The organism is Amycolatopsis sp. YIM 10, assembly GCF_009429145.1.
Classification (GTDB): Bacteria; Actinomycetota; Actinomycetes; order Mycobacteriales; family Pseudonocardiaceae; genus Amycolatopsis.
In genome coordinates this window covers 8,018,597-8,034,497 of record NZ_CP045480.1, presented here as the reverse complement: position 1 = coordinate 8,034,497, position 15,901 = coordinate 8,018,597, and the positions used below count along the sequence as shown (strand labels likewise).

Genomic DNA, 15,901 nt, shown 5'->3' with positions numbered 1-15,901 from the left:
ACCGATGACCAGCTCCACCTCCCTGCTGATCATCGCCGTCACCCTGGTCCTGCTGGGCGGGGTGTTCGCCGCGGCGGACGCGGCGGTCAGCACGGTGTCGCAGGCCAGGGCGGAGGGCATGGTGCGGCTCGGCCGCGCCGGGGCACGCCAGCTGGTGGCGGTGATCGCCGAACGGCGGCGCCACATCAACCTGCTGCTCCTGCTGCGGCTGGGGTGCGAGCTGACCTCCACGGTCCTGGTCACCGTGGTCTTCCTGCGCTGGATCGAGCCGGTCTCGCTGGCCGTGGTGGTCGCGGGCGTGGTGATGGTGGTGGTCAGCTACGTGCTGATCGGGGTCGGCCCGCGCACCATCGGCCGCCAGCACCCGTACCGCGTCGGGCTGGTGGTGGCCGGGCCGGTGCGCGCGCTCGGCACCGTGCTCGGCCCGCTGAGCAAGCTGCTGATCCTGCTGGGCAACGCGATCACCCCGGGCAAGGGCTTCCGCGAGGGCCCGTTCACCTCCGAGGTCGAGCTGCGCGAGCTGGTCGACCTCGCCCAGGAACGCGGGGTGGTGGAGGACTCCGAGCGCGAGATGATCCACTCGGTGTTCGAGCTGGGGGACACGGTGGCCCGCGAGGTGATGGTGCCGCGCACCGAGATCGTCTGGATCGAGCAGGGCAAGACCGTGCGTCAGGCGCTGGCGCTGTCCCTGCGCTCCGGCTTCACCCGGCTGCCGGTGATCGGCGAGTCGGTCGACGACATCGTCGGTGTGGTCAACATCAAGGACCTGGTCCGGGCCTCGATGGCCGACGACGGCGCCGCGCGCGAGGTGCGCGAGCTGATGAGCCAGGCCAGTTTCGTGCCCGACTCCAAGCGGCTCGACGACCTGCTCAAGGAGATGCAGGTCTCGCGTCACCACCTGGCCATCGCGATCGACGAGTACGGCGGCACGGCGGGCCTGCTCACCATCGAGGACATTCTCGAGGAGATCGTCGGCGAGATCACCGACGAGTCCGACGCCGACGAGCGCCCGCCGATCGAGATGCTGGACGAGTCCTCGGTGCGGGTTTCGGCCAGGCTCGGCGTGGACGACCTCGGCGAGCTTTTCGGCATCGAACTGGACGACCACGACGTGGAGACCGTCGGCGGGCTGCTGGCGCAGCGCCTCGGCCGGGTGCCGCTGCCGGGCGCCGAGGCCGAGATCGCCGGGCTGCGGCTGCACGCCGAGGGCGGCAAGGATCGGCGTGGCCGGATGCGGATCACCACCGTGGTGGTGCGCGCGAACGACGACCGGATCGCCGGGCGGCGCGTGCGCGTGCCGCGCGAGGAACGGGACGAGCAGGACGAACGGGATCGGAGCGTGGAGCATGCCTGAGGAGCTCGGGGCCGAGGACGAGAAGATCGTCATTCTCGCCCGCTCGGCCAGGGCGCGGACCGGCGCGGCCGAAGGGGCCGCCGTCCGGGACACCGACGGCCGCACCTACTCGGCGACCAACGTGGAACTGCCCTCCTTCCAGCTGACCGCGTTGCAGGCGGCGATCGCCGCCGCGGTGTCCAGCGGCGCGGAGGGCCTGGAGGCGGCCGTGCTGGTCTCCGCGGAACCCGCCTTCCCGGAGCAGTCGGTGCACGCGGTCCGTGATCTTGCTCCGGATGCCCCTATTTTTCGCGCGGACCCTTCCGGATCGGTCCAGGAAGTGCTGCGCTAGTCGGTGACCTGACCACCCCCCGACCTCGGGAGACCGTGTGGACTTCGGGATCTTGGGACCACTCGAGATCACCGGTATGCCCTCGGGCACCATCAGCGCGGGCAGGCAGCGGTGCCTGCTGGCCATGCTCCTGCTCGAACCGGGGCAGGTGGTGCCGCTGGAGCGGATCGCCGACGCCCTGTGGGGCGAGCAGTGGCCGGACACCGTGCGCAACGCCGTGCAGGTGGTGGTCTCACGGCTGCGACGCTCCTTCGCCGGGCATCCGGTGCAGGTGCTGGCCAGGGCCAACGGTTACCTCATCGACGTCGCGCCGAACCGGGTCGACCTGCACCGCTTCCGCGCGTCTGTGGCCAAGGCGCGGGAGCTGGCCTGGCACGACGACGCGGCCGCGGCGGAGCTTTTCCAGCGCGCGCTGTGCCTGTGGCGCGGTGCGCCGCTGGCCGGGATCGAATCGGAGCTGATCTCGGAGCGGATCGCGCCCGCGCTCGAACACGAGCGGGTGGGCGCGCTGCTCGACTACCACGACGCGGTGCTGCGGCTGGACCGCGCGGCCGAGCTGGTGCCCGCGCTGCTCGCGCTCACCCACGAGCACCCGTTCGAGCAGCGGCTCTGGGCTCAGCTGATGATCGCGCTGCACCGGACCGGCCGCACGCGCGACGCGCTGGCCGCCTATCGCCGGCTGCACCGGCGGCTGAGCCGGGAACTCGGGCTGGAGCCGATGGCCGAGCTGCGCGCGCTCGAACAGGCGGTGCTGCGCGGGGAAACCCTGCGGCACCAGCCACAACCGCGCGTCCGGCGGCGCGAGGCCTTCGACGGCCCGGCGCAGTTGCCGCCGACAGTGGGAGATTTCACCGGCCGCGCCGTCGAACTCGACGAACTCGTGCGCACGCTCACCGCGACCGGTGAAGCGGTGCCGGTGGTGACGCTGGCCGGGCAGGGCGGGGTCGGCAAGACCACGCTCGCCGTGCGCGCCGCTCACATGGTGACCGACCGGTTCCCGGACGGTCAGCTGTACGTCGACCTGTGCGGCACGCAGGACGAGGTGCGCGACCCGGCACGCGTGCTGGCCAACTTCCTGCTCTCGCTCGGCGTCGACGGCGGCGCCATCCCGGACGAGCTGGCCGATCGATCGGCGTTGTTCCGCAGCAAGCTCGCCGGGCGGCGGGTGCTGGTGCTGCTGGACAACGCGGTGGGTGAGGACCAGGTGCGGCCGCTGCTGCCCGGTTCGGCCGGGTGCGCGGTGGTGGTCACCAGCCGCGCCAGGCTCAGCGGACTGGAGGGCGGGCGACCGCTCGACGTCGAGGTGTTCACCCCGGAACAGGCGTGGGCCTTTCTCGTCGGAGTGGTCGGCCAGGAGCGGATCGAGGCCGAACCCGGCGCGGTCGCCGAGATCGCCCGGCTGTGCGGATATCTGCCGCTGGCGGTCCGGGTGGCCGCGGCGAAGCTGGTCGCCCGGTCGCGGCTGGGCATCGGGCAGCTCGCGGCCAGGCTGGCCGACGAATGCGGCAGGCTCGACGAGCTTGTGGCCGGTGATCTCGCGGTGCGGGCGAGCCTGGCGCTCAGCTACACCGGGCTGCGGCCGGCGGAGCAGCGGGCGCTGCGGCTGCTCGGCCTGCTCGACGTCACCGACTTCGCTTCCTGGGTCTGCGCCGCCCTGCTCGACGTGTCACCGGCCCGCGCCGAAGCCACCCTGGAAGCGCTGGCCGACGTGCACTTGGTGGAGGACGTCGGCGTCGACGTCTGCGGGCAGACGCGGTACCGGCTGCACGACCTGACCCGGCTCTTCGCCAGGGAGCGCGCGACCGAGAGCGACTCTCCCGAGGAGATCGCGGCGGCGCTGGAGCGGGCGCGCACGGCGTGGCTGGCGCTCGCCGAAGCCGCCGACGACCTGCTGGACAACCGCACGCTGGAACGGATCTCGAACTGCCCGGACCGGGAGCGGCTGGCCGCCGAGGAACCGGAGATCCTTGGCGGCAACGCGGCGGGCTGGTTCGACGTCGAGGCCCGCAACCTCCAGGCGATCGTCACCGGCGGCGCGCGCATGCCGGTCGGCTGGCAGATCGCCGAGGCACTTGTCGGTTACTTCGAGTACCGCGTGCTCGGGCAGGACTGGGAACGCACGCACCTCGCCGCACTGGAGAAGTGCGTGGCCGAAGGCGACCGGCTCGGCGAGGCGGTGCTGTTGCGCGGGCTGGCCGACCGCGCGTGGGGCCGCGGCAGCGCGGACTGCCTGCGGTACGCGCGCCAGGCCGAGCAGCTGTTCGCCGAACTCGGGCACGACACCGGCCGCGCGCAGGCCCTTTCGCTGCTCGGCCTGGGCCTGCGGCTCGAAGGTGCCTACGACGAGTCGATGGCGGCGTACGCGGAGAGCCGGCGGCTCAGCGGTGAGCAGGCCAAGCACCGCACCACGATCCTGTCGCTGATCAACGAGTCGATCATCCACCGCGTGCGCGGCGAGGCAGATCAGGCGCTGCGGTGCGTGCTGGAGGTGCGCCGCCTGGCCGGGGCGATCGGCTTCGCCAGGGCGGAGGCCGAGGCGTGGATGCGGCTGGGCAACCTCCGCCAGGACCGGCGCCAGTGGGACGAGGCGGTGGACGCCTACCGCACCGCCGCGGCCGGGTTCCGGCGGCTCGACCACGCCGGTTTCCACACCCTGACCCTCACCCACCTCGGTGACCTGCACCTGCGCACCGGCGACCTGTCCGCCGCCGAGGACACCCTCGACCAGGCGGTCGAGGTGGCGTCGAACTACCGGCACCACTCCAGCAGCTTCCTGCCGATGGAACTGCTCGCCGAGGTCCACCTGGAACAGGGCCGGTACGACCTCGCCGCGGCCGAGCTGACCGGGTACGTGGCCGAATACCGCGAGCGCAGGCTGGTCGCGCGGCTGCCCGGTGCGCTGGCGAAACTCGGCCGGGCACTGCACGGAACCGGGCGGGTGGCCGAAGCCGTCGAAGCCTGGACCGAGGGCCGCGCGCTGCACCTGGAGCTGGGCAACCACGCCGGCGCCGCCGAGCTGGACGAGCTGCTCGGGGGGATCACCGAGTCGACGGCGTGAGGCGTCAGGGAGGATGGGCGGATGAGCACCACCACCCACCGCTCCGGTTTCGCCTGCTTCGTCGGCCGCCCGAACGCGGGCAAGTCCACGCTGACCAACGCGCTGGTCGGGACCAAGGTCGCGATCACCTCGAGCAAGCCGCAGACCACCAGGCACGCGATCAGGGGCGTGGTGCACCGCGAGGACGCCCAGCTGGTGATCGTGGACACCCCCGGCCTGCACCGGCCGCGCACGCTGCTCGGCGAGCGGCTCAACGACATCGTGCACTCGACCTGGTCCGAGGTGGACGTGGTCGGGTTCTGCGTGCCGGCGGACGAGAAGGTGGGCCCCGGTGACCGGTTCATCGCGGCCGAGCTGACCAAGATCGCCAAGCGCACCCCGGTGATCGGCGTGGTCACCAAGACCGATCTGGTGTCGAAGGAGCGGGTGGCCGAGCAGCTGCTGGCGCTGCAGAACGTGATGGAGTTCGCCGAGCTGATCCCGGTGTCCGCGGTCGACGGCTTCCAGGTCCAGACGCTGGCCGACGTGCTGGTGCGGCGGCTGCCCGAGGGCCCGCAGCTGTACCCGGACGGCGACCTGACCGACGAGCCGGAGCAGACGCTGGTGGCCGAGCTGATCCGCGAGGCCGCGCTCGAAGGCGTGCACGACGAGCTGCCGCACTCGATCGCGGTGACCGTCGAAGAGATGCTGCCGCGCGAGGGACGTAACGATCTGATCGACGTTCACGCGTTTCTCTATGTGGAGCGCCCCAGCCAGAAGGGCATAATCCTCGGGCACAAGGGGGAGCGGCTCAAGCAGGTCGGGGCCCAGGCGCGGCGGCAGATCGAGGCGTTGCTGGGCAGCAGGGTCTACCTGGATCTGCACATCAAGGTGGCCAAGGAGTGGCAGCGGGACCCGAAGCAGCTGCGGCGGCTGGGTTTCTAGGCGTTTTCGAGGCGAGGAGAGGGCGGATGACCGGTCCGTTTCAGCAACCACCACCCGGTGGCTACGGGTACGGCTACGGGCCGCCGCCCCCGAACTACGGGCCGCCGCCGGAGAACCACCTGGTGTGGGCGATCCTGACCACGATCATGTGCTGCCTGCCGCTGGGTGTGGTGGCGATCGTGAAGTCCAACCAGGTCAACACGTTGTGGCTGTCCGGGCACTTCGAGGCCGCGCACAAGGCGGCCGACGAGGCGAAGAAGTGGGCCATGTGGTCGGCGCTGAGCGTCGTCATCCTGTTCGTGCTCTACATCCTGATCTTCGTGGTGTTCCTCGGGATCGGACTGTTCGGAGTGGGGGCGCTGTGAGCCAGGCGGCGGGGGAGTACACCGGGATCTACAACGGGGTCCCGGCGCGCACCTTCGCCGAACGGGCCAGGGCGCTGGGCCCGCCCGCCGCGGTGGTCGCGGCCGGGGCGGCCGGTTGCGTGGCGGTGCTGCTCGGCGACCCGACCACGCCCGGCGGTTTCCTGCCGGTCTGCCCGACGCACTCGCTGCTGGGCATCGCCTGCCCCGGCTGTGGTGGGCTGCGGATGATGTACAGCCTGTTGCACGGGGATCTGCTGGGAGCGTTGCACTACAACGCTTTGTCGTTGGTCATCGTGCTGTTGTCGGTGTGGAGCATCGTCGCGTGGGCGGTCGGCCGGTGGCGCGGGCGGTGGGTGAACAGCTGGCTGCACTGGCGGTGGACGCCGCTGGTGTTCGGGGTGGCGTTCACCGTCTGGTTCGTTGTGCGCAACCTGCCGTTCGCGCCGTTCAACGCGTTGTACGTGTGAGCTAGGCTGCGTCGCCGGACCAGGTGATCCTTTTCGAGGGGGACGTAAGTGAGCAAGCCGGACGAGCCTGAGCTGACCACCCGCCTGCAGCCGCCCGTCGCCGGTGGGCAGCCCGCGCGACCGGCCGGTGAGGACCTGACGCAACGGGTGTCGCCGGAAGGAATCTTCCCGCCTGTTGATGATTCGGGTGCCACGCAACGTGTTTCGCCATCGGACGCCGGCCTGACCCAGCGCATCCCCGGCGCCGACGCCGGTGCCACCCAACGCGTTTTCGGCGACGAGCCGGGTTTGACGCAACGCATCAGCCACCCGGGACAGGCACCCGGCCAGACTCCGCAGCCGGGCCAGGCACCGGGCCAGCCGTTGCAGCCGGGGCAGGCGCCGCCGAACCCGTTCGCCCCGGGCGGGCCGGGTAACGGACAGCCGCCGTTCGGGCAGGCACCGCAGTCGGGCGCGCCGCAAGCCTTCGGTCAGCCGACCGGACCGCAGCCGACGGGGCCGCAGTCGGGGCAGGCGCCGCAGCCGTTCGGGCAGCCGGGCCAACCCGGGCAGCCAGGCCAGCCCGGCCAGTCGGGGGTGTTCGCCCAGCCGGGCCAAGCCGACCAGCCGGGACAGGCTTCCGCACCGCAGGCGTTCGGGCAGCCGAGCCCGCAAGTCCAGCCGGGCCCGCAAGTCCAGCCGGGCCAGTCGAACCAGCCGGGTGCGAGTTCGTTTCCGCAACCGCCCGGGCAGGCCGCGCCGTTCGGGCCGCCCGCGGGGCCCGGTGGGCAGCAGCTGGCGAGCTGGGGACAGCGCGTCGGCGGGTATCTGATCGATCTGGCCCCGGTGCTCGCCGTGGTGCTGATCGGTGGGCTGGTGATGATCGGCTCGATCACCGCGGGCGCGATCATCATGGGCCTCGGCTGGCTCGGCGGCCTGGTCTGGGTGGTGCTCAACCGCTGGATCCAGGGCGGCAAGACCGGCCAGTCGCTCGGCCGCCGGATGATGGGGATCAAGCTCGTCGGCGAGGAGACCGGGGCACCGATCGGAACCGGCTCGGCATTCGTGCGCGATCTTTGTCACGCCGCCGATTCCGCTGCCTGCTACGTCGGTTTCCTCTGGCCGCTGTGGGACGAGAAGAACCAGACCTTCGCCGACAAGATCGTTAAGACGATCGTGGTCACCGCGCCGAAGGGAAATTGACCGAAAGCCGGGTGGAACCGGCCCCGGTCGCCTACCGTCCTATCGCGACGTCACGGCGTTCCGGTATCGATCGGTGCCTGCGCGCCGACCTGGTCACCCGACCGAGTACGCTCCCGCGCACCGGCCTGCCTCGGGAGCGACCGTGACGATAAGTTCAGCCGAGTGAAGTGAGCGAGGGGGAAGCCCCATGACCAATCCCTACGGTCAGCAGCAGCCGTACGGCCAACAGCCGCCCGGCCAGCCGCAACCGGGCTACGGCCCCCCGTCGGGCGCGACACCCGCGCCGTACGGTCAGCCGTCGCCGCCGTACGGTCAGCCCGCTCCCTACGGCCAGCCGTCGCCCTTCGGCGGCGGTCCCGGCATGGGTGGTCCGGTGCAGGACATCCCGGACTACAAGGGCTGGGCCATCGCCTCGCTGTTCCTCGGCGGCGTCCTGCTGGGCATCTTCGCGATCATGAAATCGAACGAGGTCGGCCAGTACAAGATGCAGGGCAACTACGCGATGGCCGAGCAGGCTTCGCGGACCACGAAGACGATCTGCCTGATCTCCACCATTCTCGGCGGACTCGGCTGCGTGTTCGGCCTGATCTTCCTGATCGTCGGCCTCGCCGCCATCTGATGATTTTCCACCTTTCACCGTTCCAGCCTCTTTGGGGGATTTTCCGATGACCAATCCTTACGGCCAGCAGCAGCCGGGTTACGGCCAGCAGCCCGGTGGCTACGGCCCGCCGTCCGGTGGCATGCCCGCGCCCTACGGGCAGCAGCCCGCCTACGGTGCCCCCGGCGGCGGTTTCGGCGGCCCGCCCGGAATGCCCGGCGGAGCGCCCGGCGGCCAGGACATCCCCGACTACAAGGGCTGGGCCATCGCGTCGCTGTTCCTCGGCGGCGTCATCCTCGGGATCTTCGCGATCATGAAGTCCAACGAGGTCGGCCAGTACAAGATGCAGGGCAACTACCCGATGGCCGAGCAGGCCTCGCGGACCACGAAGACCCTGTGTCTCGTCTCGACCATTCTCGGCGCCGTCGGCTGCGTGCTCTCGATCATCTTCATCATCATGGGGATCGTCGCCGCGAACGAGGTCGCCGACTACGGCTACAACTACTGCGACTACACCACTTCCTGCTGATTGAGCTGTTCATGAGGCGGCGGTCCGGCCAGCACCGGGCCGCCGCCGACTTTTCCCGAGGGGATATCCGATGACCAATCCATACGGCCAGCAGCAGCCGGGTTACGGCCAGCAGCCCGGTGGCTACGGCCCGCCGTCCGGTGGCATGCCCGCGCCTTACGGGCAGCCCGCCTACGGTGCCCCCGGCGGCGGTTTCGGCGGCCCGCCCGGAATGCCCGGCGGCCAGGACATCCCGGACTACAAGGGTTGGGCCATCGTCTCGCTGTTCCTCGGCGGGGTCATCCTCGGGATCTTCGCGATCATGAAGTCCAACGAGGTCGGCCAGTACAAGATGCAGGGCAACTACGCGATGGCCGAGCAGGCTTCGCGGACGACGAAGACCCTGTGCCTGGTTTCCACGATTCTCGGTGGCATCGGCTGCGTGATCGCCATCATCGCCATCATCTTCTCGATCGTCGCGGTCAGTGCGGGTGTGGACGCGTACAACACCTACAGCACCTACGACTACAACTACTGCGACTACACCACCTCATGCTGAACCGCCGGTAGTGGGACGATAGGGCGGTGAGCCGTCTCTACCGCGACACCGGAGTGGTGCTGCGGACGTACAAGCTCGGCGAGGCCGACCGGATCGTCAGCTTCCTGACGCGGCGGCACGGCAAGGTCCGTGCCGCCGCGAAGGGCGTCCGCCGCACCAACTCGCGGTTCGGCGCCCGCCTCGAACCCTTCGTGCACGTGGACGTGCAGTTCCACACCGGACGCACGCTCGACGTGGTGACCCAGGTGCAGACCCTGGACGCGTTCGCCATGCCGATCGTCTCCGACTACCCCCGCTACACCTCGGCCAGCGCCATCGTGGAGACCGCCGACCGGCTCACCGTCGAAGAGGGCGAGCCCGCGCTGCGGCTCTACCTCCTCGTCGTCGGCGCCCTGCGCGCGCTGGCGGACGGTGAGCGCGACGCCTCACTGGTGCTCGACGCCTTCCTGCTGCGGGCGATGGCCTTCGCCGGCTGGGCGCCCGCGATCGACGAGTGCGCCCGCTGCGGTGAACCCGGCCCCCACCGCGCGTTCAGCGTGGCCGGTGGCGGCGCGATGTGCCCCCGGTGCCGGATGGCCGGTTCGGTGCACCCCGCGCCCGAGATCTTCCAGCTGCTCGGCGCGCTCCTGCACGGCGACTGGCCCACCGCCGACGCCGCCGCCCCGAACACGCGCCGCGACGCCAGCGGCCTGGTCGCCGCCCAGCTGCAGTGGCACCTGGAGCGCCAGCTGCGGTCCCTGCCACTGGTGGAGCGACGTGCCCGCGATGCCGAGGTCACCGGGAAGTAGGGTCGGGTGGAACAACCCGCCCGGATGATCTGGAGGAACAGTGCGGCTCAGGGGACGCTCCACACCGGCGTCGCAGGTGCCTCTGCGGGCGCCCGAACCGCATTCCTCCGGTGAGCGCCCGCCGGAGATCCCGGCCGAGCTGGTGCCCAAGCACGTCGCGCTGGTGATGGACGGCAACGGCCGCTGGGCCAACCAGCGCGGGCTGCCCCGGATCGAGGGCCACAAGCGCGGCGAGGCGGTGATGATCGACGTCGCCAGCGGCGCGGTGGAGCTGGGCGTGAAGTGGCTTTCGGTCTACGCCTTCTCCACCGAGAACTGGAAGCGCAGCCCGGAGGAGGTGCGCTTCCTGATGGGCTTCAACCGCGACACCATCCGCCGCCAGGTCGACTACCTCGGCTCGATCGGGGTGCGAATCCGCTGGGCCGGGCGGCGGCCGCGGCTGTGGCGCAGCGTGATCAACGAGTTGCAGGCGGCCGAGGAGAAGACCAAGCACAACACCACGCTCAACATGACCATGTGCGTGAACTACGGCGGCCGCGCCGAGCTGGCCGACGGGGTGCGGCGGATCGCCCAGCTGGCCGCCGAGGGCAAGATCAACCCGGACAAGGTCGACGAGCGCACCATCGCCAAGTACCTGTACCAGCCGGAGATGCCGGACGTGGACCTGTTCCTGCGCCCGTCCGGGGAGCTGCGCACCTCGAACTTCATGCTGTGGCAGTCGGCCTACGCCGAGTTCGTCTTCCAGGACACCCTGTTTCCCGACTTCGACCGCCGCCGGCTGTGGGCGGCCTGTCTCGAGTACGCCAAACGTGACCGGCGATTCGGTGCCGCGGTGGACGCGGCGTCGGCCGGAGGAGCCTGATGACCACCGAAGCCGCGGATACCGCGAACCTGCTCACCCTCGCCCGTGAGTCCCTCGAGCGCTATCTCGAGGTGCACGTCGACGACGACGGCGCGCTCACCTTCATGCACGCCGACGTGCCCTGCGTGGTGCAGGCGACGCGCCTGGCCGACGGGCTGACCGTGCTGAGCCTGACCTGCGTGGTGGCCTGGGACCTGCCCGACGACCCGTCGATCGCGGCGTCCGCGGCCGAACGCGCCGGGCAGGGCCTGTTCGGCACGCTGGGCGTGGTGCACACCGAGCGGGGCATGGACGTGACCCTGCGGTACGCCTTCCCGGCGGAGGGCATGGATCCCTCGCCGCTGGGCACGCTGCTGATGCTGGTGGTGTCGACGGCTTCGCAGCTGCGCACCGATCTGCTGGGCATCCCGGAGTCCTGAGCCCGGTTCTGGCATAGTCACGAACGTGGGAATCATTTCCGACAGCGCGGAGGGCACGACGCGCAGGAAACCGCGGATCACCTCCATCGAGGTGCTCTGCGGGGTGCTGCTGATCGCGATTCTCGCCCAGGGCTGGCTCCAGCAGGTGCTCGACGTGCCCGCGTTGCGCACCGGCTCCACCGTTTTTGTCGCCGTCTGCGTGCAGGCGCTGCCGTTCCTGGTGCTCGGGGTGCTGATCAGCGGCGCGATCGCCGCCTTCGTCCCGGCCCGCGTGCTGCGGAAGGTGCTGCCGAAGCGGGAGAGCGCCGCGGTCGGCGTCGCCGGGCTGGCCGGGGTGGCGCTGCCGGGCTGCGAGTGCGCTTCGGTGCCGGTCTCACGACGGCTGATGGGCCAGGGCGTGGCGCCCGCCGCCGCGCTGACCTTCCTGCTGGCCGCGCCCGCGGTGAACCCGGTGGTCATGGTGGCCACCGCGGTCGCCTTTCCCGGTGAGCCGATGATGGTGCTCGCGCGGTTCGTCGCCTCGCTGGTCACCGCGATGGTGATGGGCTGGCTGTGGGCACGCTTCGGCAAGCTGGAGTGGATCGCCGAACGCGCGCTGCGCCGCCTGCCGGACAGCGAGCCGGGCTCGCGCTGGAAGACCTTCGCCGAGATCGCCCGCACGGACCTGGTCGAGGCGGGCGGTTTCCTGGTGCTTGGCGCGCTGATCTCGGCTTCGCTCGGCGTGCTCGTGCCGCCGGAGTGGTTCGGCGTGCTGGGGGAGCAGATCGTGCTCGGCATCCTGGTGATGGCCGTGCTCGCCGTGGTGCTGGCGCTGTGCAGTGAGGCCGACGCGTTCGTCGCCGCCTCGCTGACCGCGATGCCGCTGCTGCCGAAACTGGTGTTCCTGGTGGTCGGCCCGGCCGTGGACGTCAAGCTGTTCGCGCTGCAGGCCGGTACCTTCGGCCGGTCGTTCGCGCTGCGGTTCGCGCCGGTCACCTTCGTCGTCGCGACCACCAGCGCGGTGCTCGCCGGATCGTTCCTGCTCGGAGGCGCGTGATGCGACGGGAAACGCAGAACATCCTGCTCATCCTGCTCGGCGGGGCGTTGCTCAAGATCAGCCTCAACGGCGACTACCTGCGGTACGTCAAGCCCGCGCAGCAGCCGTGGATCATCGCCGGTGGCGCGATCATGGTGCTGCTCGGCGTGGTCGCGATCGGCCGGGACCTGGTGGCCGCCCGCCGCACCGCCGCAGACACCGCTGCCGACACCGACGGCGTCGACGGCGCCGACGAGCACGCGCATGAGGGACACCAGCACCCGGCGCGCTCGGCCTGGCTACTGATGGTGCCGGTGCTCGCGGTGTTCCTGGTCGCACCGCCCGCGCTCGGCTCGGATTCGGTGACCCGCACGCAGGGCCGCACCCCGCAGTCCTCGGCGCTGCGGGACGCGCAGCTCTTCCCCGCCCTGCCGGAGCAGGCCGTGGTGCCGCTGCCGGTGTCGGAGTTCGTCACCAGGGCGGGCTGGGACTCCAGCGGTTCGCTCAACGGGCGCACCGTCTCGCTGTCCGGGTTCGTCGCCCGCGACGGCGCGAACGTGCTGCTGGCGCGGCTGGTCATCGGCTGCTGCGCGGCCGACGCGAACCCGGTCACCGTGCGCCTGCTCGGCCCCGGCACCGAAGGGCTGAAGCCGGACGCCTGGATCGAGGTCACCGGCGTGGTCGTGCCCGGCACCACCACCAGGGAGACCAACTACACCCCCGACTTCACCCTGGCCTCGGTGCGGCCGGTGCCCGCGCCGAAGGACCCGTACGAGTACTGAGCCGTGGCGTACCGGACGACCGTGCGGCTTCCCGCCGGGGTTGCGTGGTTCCTGCGCGCGGTGGCCGCGGGCTGCGTGCTGCTGTGCGTGGCGCTGTGGTGGTACGCCGGGGACCAGCCGGTCGCCTGCGCGGTCGTCACGGTGGTGGTGCTCGGGGTGGCGGGCGCCCTGCTCGGGACCCGCGGCCGGATCGAGGTCGACGACCGGCACCTGCGGCTGATCGTCGTTCCGTTCTTCCGCAAAACCTTGCCGCGCCAGGAGATCACTTCGGTCGAACTGTCCGAAGTGGACCCGTGGCGGGAGTTCCACGGGTTCGGCTACCGGCTCAAGGGCGGCGGCCTGGTCGGCTTTGCCTTCCGCCGCGGTCCCGCCGTCCGGCTGACCACACGCGACGGCCGCACCTATCTGATCGGCGACCCGGCGGCGGAAGACCTGTTGTCAGCCCTGCGCGGCTAGTGCGCTTTCCGAGACGCGGCTGACGATGGCCGGTGCCTCGTGGACCAGCGTGTCGTCGGTGAGCGCCTCCACCATGAACAACGCGAAGTCCACGCGCCGCGTCAGGTTGCTGGCCAGTACCGGGTCGCCGACGTGGCGGCTCCACACCGGCAGCCCCTGGCTCTCGCCCTCCTCCAGATCGCTGCCGCGCACCACGGTCCACCGCCGGTCGCTGGCGAAGATCCGGCGGCACGCCTCCACCTGGTCGTCGATCTCGGCCGCGCGCAGCCATCGCGCCAGCACGGTGGCGACCTTCACGCCCGTCCGGAAGAGCCAGGAGTACTGGTCCTCGCCGTCCTTGGTGATGTGCCAGCCACACGAGAAGATCAGGCGCGCACCGGGTTCGGCGTGGTCGAGCACGGCCTGCGCGGTTCCCGACGAGTACTGCTGAACGCGCCAGGGGACCAGCACGGTCAGCACGCCGTCGCAGCCGGCGACCGCCTTCCGGATCACCTCCCGGTCGTTCGTCGGCCCCGGCACCACGGTGATCCGGCCCTCGAACTCGGCCAGCTTGCCCACGCTGCGCTCCCGGCAGACGCCGACGACCTCGTACCCGCGCTCGAGCGACTGGCGGACCATGTACCGCCCCAGTTTTCCCGACGCGCCGATGATGCAGACCTTGTCCACGTCCCGCTCCCGCCTTCCGGACTTACGATGTAAGTAACGCTAGACTTACGTTGTAAGCCCGTCAAGGAGGACCACGTTGGCACAGCGCGCGAACCGGGAACCGCTCAGCCGGGAGCGGGTGATCACCGCGGCGATGGCACTGGCCGACGAGAAGGGGGAAGCGGGGCTCACCATGCGCGCGATCGCCGGGCGGCTGGGGGTCGAGGCGATGTCGCTCTACAACCACGTGCGCGGCCGGGACGACATCCTCAACGGCATGGTCGACGCGGTGTTCGCGGAGATCGAGCTGCCGGAGCCCGACGGCGACTGGAAGCGGGCCATGCGCGATCGCGCGGCTTCGTCACGGGACGCGCTGCGGCGGCACCCGTGGGCCGTCGGCCTGATGGATTCGCGCAGCCAACCTGGTCCGGCGACCTTGCGCCACCACGACGCCGTGCTGGGCGCACTGCGCGCGGGCGGCTTCTCCGTCGCGATGGCCGCGCACGCCTTCTCGGTGATCGACAGCTACCTGTACGGGTTCGTGCTCCAGGAACTGAGCCTGCCGTTCACCAACACCACCGAACTCGACGAGGTCGCCACCGGCATCCAGCGCGACATGCCCGTCGACGCCTACCCGCACCTCATGGAGCTGATGACCGAGCACGTCCTGCGGCCGGGGTACGAGTACGCGGGCGAGTTCGAGTTCGGCCTCTCGCTGATCCTCGACGCGCTGCGCCCGGACGGTGCCTAGCTGTCTAGCGCTTCGAGCAGTCGGCGCAGAGGCCGACGATTTCCACGGTGTGCGAAATGTCGGAGAAACCGTTGCCCGAGGCGATCTTCTCCGCCCAGCGCTCGACCGCCGGGCCCTCCACCTCCACGGTGAACCCGCAGCGGCGGCAGACCAGGTGGTGATGGTGGTGCGAGGAGCACCGGCGGTAGATCGCCTCACCGGATTCGGTGCGCAGGACGTCGATCTCGCCCGCCTCGGACAGCGACTGCAGCGTCCGGTACACCGTGGTCAGGCCGATGCCCTCACCGCGCTTGCGCAGCTCGTCGTGGAGTTCCTGCGCCGACCGGAAGTCGTCCACCGTCTCCAGCAGCTCGACCACGGCCGCGCGCTGCTTCGTGGACCGGCGTCCGGGCAGCGGGGCCGGTCCTCGGGTCGGGATGCTCACTACTGCTTGCCTTCCTGCACGTGTGCCACCGCGTCCACCACGATATGCGCCAGGTGGTCGTCGACCAGCCGGTAGACCACCTCGCGGCCGCGCCGCTCGCCGTGCACCACGCCGGCCGCCTTGAGCACCCGCAGGTGCTGGCTGATCAGCGGCTGGGCCACCTCGAGCGAGTCGACCAGCTCGTGCACGCAGCGGTCGCCCTCGCGCAGCTGCAGCACGATCGAGATGCGCACCGGGGCGGCCAGCGCGCGCAGCAGCTCACCGGCTTCGACCAGGGTGGCCGGGGACGGCGTCGGCGCGTGCGGGGACGGCGTCCGGGCGGGCGAGTGCACGTGCTCGGCGTCCTCCGGCAGACCGGGTGGTGCGGCGTCCGGGCTCACCGTCGGCATCGTCCACTCCAGCGGTTGGCGAAA

20 protein-coding genes are annotated in these 15,901 nt (G+C 70.9%); 17 read left to right on the top strand and 3 right to left on the bottom strand.

The features are described from left to right. Positions 1 to 4 precede the first annotated feature (4 nt). The 16 genes from YIM_RS38000 to YIM_RS37925 all read left to right on the top strand — a co-directional run bounded on the left by YIM_RS38000 (position 5) and on the right by YIM_RS37925 (position 13,668). Positions 5 to 1,354 carry a hemolysin family protein gene (locus YIM_RS38000; RefSeq protein ID WP_153034973.1) on the top strand — a complete coding sequence of 450 codons (1,350 nt, stop codon included), beginning with the start codon at positions 5 to 7 and terminating at the stop codon, positions 1,352 to 1,354. After that, positions 1,347 to 1,685, top strand: a complete 339-nt coding sequence (locus tag YIM_RS37995; RefSeq protein ID WP_153034972.1) for a cytidine deaminase — start codon at positions 1,347 to 1,349, stop codon at positions 1,683 to 1,685. Before YIM_RS38000 ends, YIM_RS37995 begins: the two co-directional genes overlap by 8 nt. Before the next feature lie 52 nt (positions 1,686 to 1,737). After that, positions 1,738 to 4,743, top strand: a complete 3,006-nt coding sequence (locus YIM_RS37990; protein ID WP_153034971.1) for an AfsR/SARP family transcriptional regulator — start codon at positions 1,738 to 1,740, stop codon at positions 4,741 to 4,743. 21 nt (positions 4,744 to 4,764) lie between these two features. Further along, positions 4,765 to 5,667, top strand: coding sequence for a GTPase Era (gene era / locus YIM_RS37985; RefSeq protein WP_153034970.1), 903 nt, complete (start codon positions 4,765 to 4,767; stop codon positions 5,665 to 5,667). Between the two features lie 26 nt (positions 5,668 to 5,693). Beyond that, positions 5,694 to 6,032: a CD225/dispanin family protein gene (locus tag YIM_RS37980; RefSeq protein WP_153034969.1), complete on the top strand. Its 339-nt coding sequence runs from the start codon at positions 5,694 to 5,696 to the stop codon at positions 6,030 to 6,032. Beyond that, complete coding sequence (locus YIM_RS37975) at positions 6,029 to 6,499, top strand: DUF2752 domain-containing protein (RefSeq protein WP_153034968.1); 471 nt, start codon at positions 6,029 to 6,031, stop codon at positions 6,497 to 6,499. Before YIM_RS37980 ends, YIM_RS37975 begins: the two co-directional genes overlap by 4 nt. A 48-nt stretch (positions 6,500 to 6,547) precedes the next feature. After that, positions 6,548 to 7,681, top strand: coding sequence for an RDD family protein (locus YIM_RS49885; protein WP_228004282.1), 1,134 nt, complete (start codon positions 6,548 to 6,550; stop codon positions 7,679 to 7,681). A gap of 187 nt (positions 7,682 to 7,868) precedes the next feature. Beyond that, complete coding sequence (locus YIM_RS37965; protein WP_153034967.1) at positions 7,869 to 8,300, top strand: CD225/dispanin family protein; 432 nt, start codon at positions 7,869 to 7,871, stop codon at positions 8,298 to 8,300. A 46-nt stretch (positions 8,301 to 8,346) separates the two neighbouring features. After that, positions 8,347 to 8,808: a CD225/dispanin family protein gene (locus YIM_RS37960; protein WP_194239884.1), complete on the top strand. Its 462-nt coding sequence runs from the start codon at positions 8,347 to 8,349 to the stop codon at positions 8,806 to 8,808. A 70-nt stretch (positions 8,809 to 8,878) separates the two neighbouring features. Next, complete coding sequence (locus YIM_RS37955) at positions 8,879 to 9,346, top strand: CD225/dispanin family protein (protein WP_153034965.1); 468 nt, start codon at positions 8,879 to 8,881, stop codon at positions 9,344 to 9,346. Between the two features lie 26 nt (positions 9,347 to 9,372). Continuing rightward, on the top strand, positions 9,373 to 10,134 hold the full coding sequence (gene recO, locus YIM_RS37950) for a DNA repair protein RecO (protein ID WP_153034964.1): 762 nt from the start codon (positions 9,373 to 9,375) through the stop codon (positions 10,132 to 10,134). 40 nt (positions 10,135 to 10,174) lie between these two features. After that, entirely contained in the window at positions 10,175 to 10,996 is an 822-nt protein-coding gene (locus tag YIM_RS37945; RefSeq protein ID WP_153034963.1) for an isoprenyl transferase, read from the top strand. After that, a complete protein-coding gene (locus tag YIM_RS37940) occupies positions 10,996 to 11,415 on the top strand; it encodes a hypothetical protein (protein WP_153034962.1) in 420 nt (139 codons plus the stop codon). Before YIM_RS37945 ends, YIM_RS37940 begins: the two co-directional genes overlap by 1 nt. A gap of 25 nt (positions 11,416 to 11,440) precedes the next feature. After that, complete coding sequence (locus YIM_RS37935) at positions 11,441 to 12,451, top strand: permease (protein WP_194239883.1); 1,011 nt, start codon at positions 11,441 to 11,443, stop codon at positions 12,449 to 12,451. Beyond that, positions 12,451 to 13,212, top strand: a complete 762-nt coding sequence (locus YIM_RS37930; RefSeq protein ID WP_153034960.1) for a TIGR03943 family protein — start codon at positions 12,451 to 12,453, stop codon at positions 13,210 to 13,212. The genes YIM_RS37935 and YIM_RS37930 overlap by 1 nt, the downstream gene beginning before the upstream one ends. Positions 13,213 to 13,215: 3 nt before the next feature. Next, a complete protein-coding gene (locus YIM_RS37925; RefSeq protein ID WP_153034959.1) occupies positions 13,216 to 13,668 on the top strand; it encodes a hypothetical protein in 453 nt (150 codons plus the stop codon). Here the strand turns inward: YIM_RS37925 and YIM_RS37920 are convergent. Beyond that, positions 13,651 to 14,334 (bottom strand): NAD(P)-dependent oxidoreductase, encoded by a 684-nt coding sequence (locus tag YIM_RS37920; RefSeq protein WP_228004281.1) that lies wholly within the window; start codon positions 14,332 to 14,334, stop codon positions 13,651 to 13,653. The two genes, YIM_RS37925 and YIM_RS37920, sit on opposite strands and share 18 nt — an antisense overlap. Before the next feature lie 76 nt (positions 14,335 to 14,410). Here YIM_RS37920 and YIM_RS37915 point away from each other — a divergent pair, with 76 nt between their 5' ends. Next, the gene (locus YIM_RS37915; RefSeq protein ID WP_228004280.1) at positions 14,411 to 15,064 is read left to right on the top strand and encodes a TetR/AcrR family transcriptional regulator; all 654 of its coding nucleotides are present in this window, start codon (positions 14,411 to 14,413) and stop codon (positions 15,062 to 15,064) included. A gap of 4 nt (positions 15,065 to 15,068) precedes the next feature. Here YIM_RS37915 and YIM_RS37910 read toward each other — a convergent pair whose 3' ends face one another. Both YIM_RS37910 and YIM_RS37905 read right to left on the bottom strand, forming a co-directional pair. Beyond that, entirely contained in the window at positions 15,069 to 15,488 is a 420-nt protein-coding gene (locus YIM_RS37910; RefSeq protein ID WP_304505959.1) for a Fur family transcriptional regulator, read from the bottom strand. Next, positions 15,488 to 15,877: a helix-turn-helix transcriptional regulator gene (locus YIM_RS37905; protein ID WP_153034958.1), complete on the bottom strand. Its 390-nt coding sequence runs from the start codon at positions 15,875 to 15,877 to the stop codon at positions 15,488 to 15,490. The genes YIM_RS37910 and YIM_RS37905 overlap by 1 nt, the downstream gene beginning before the upstream one ends. Positions 15,878 to 15,901: the final 24 nt, after the last annotated feature.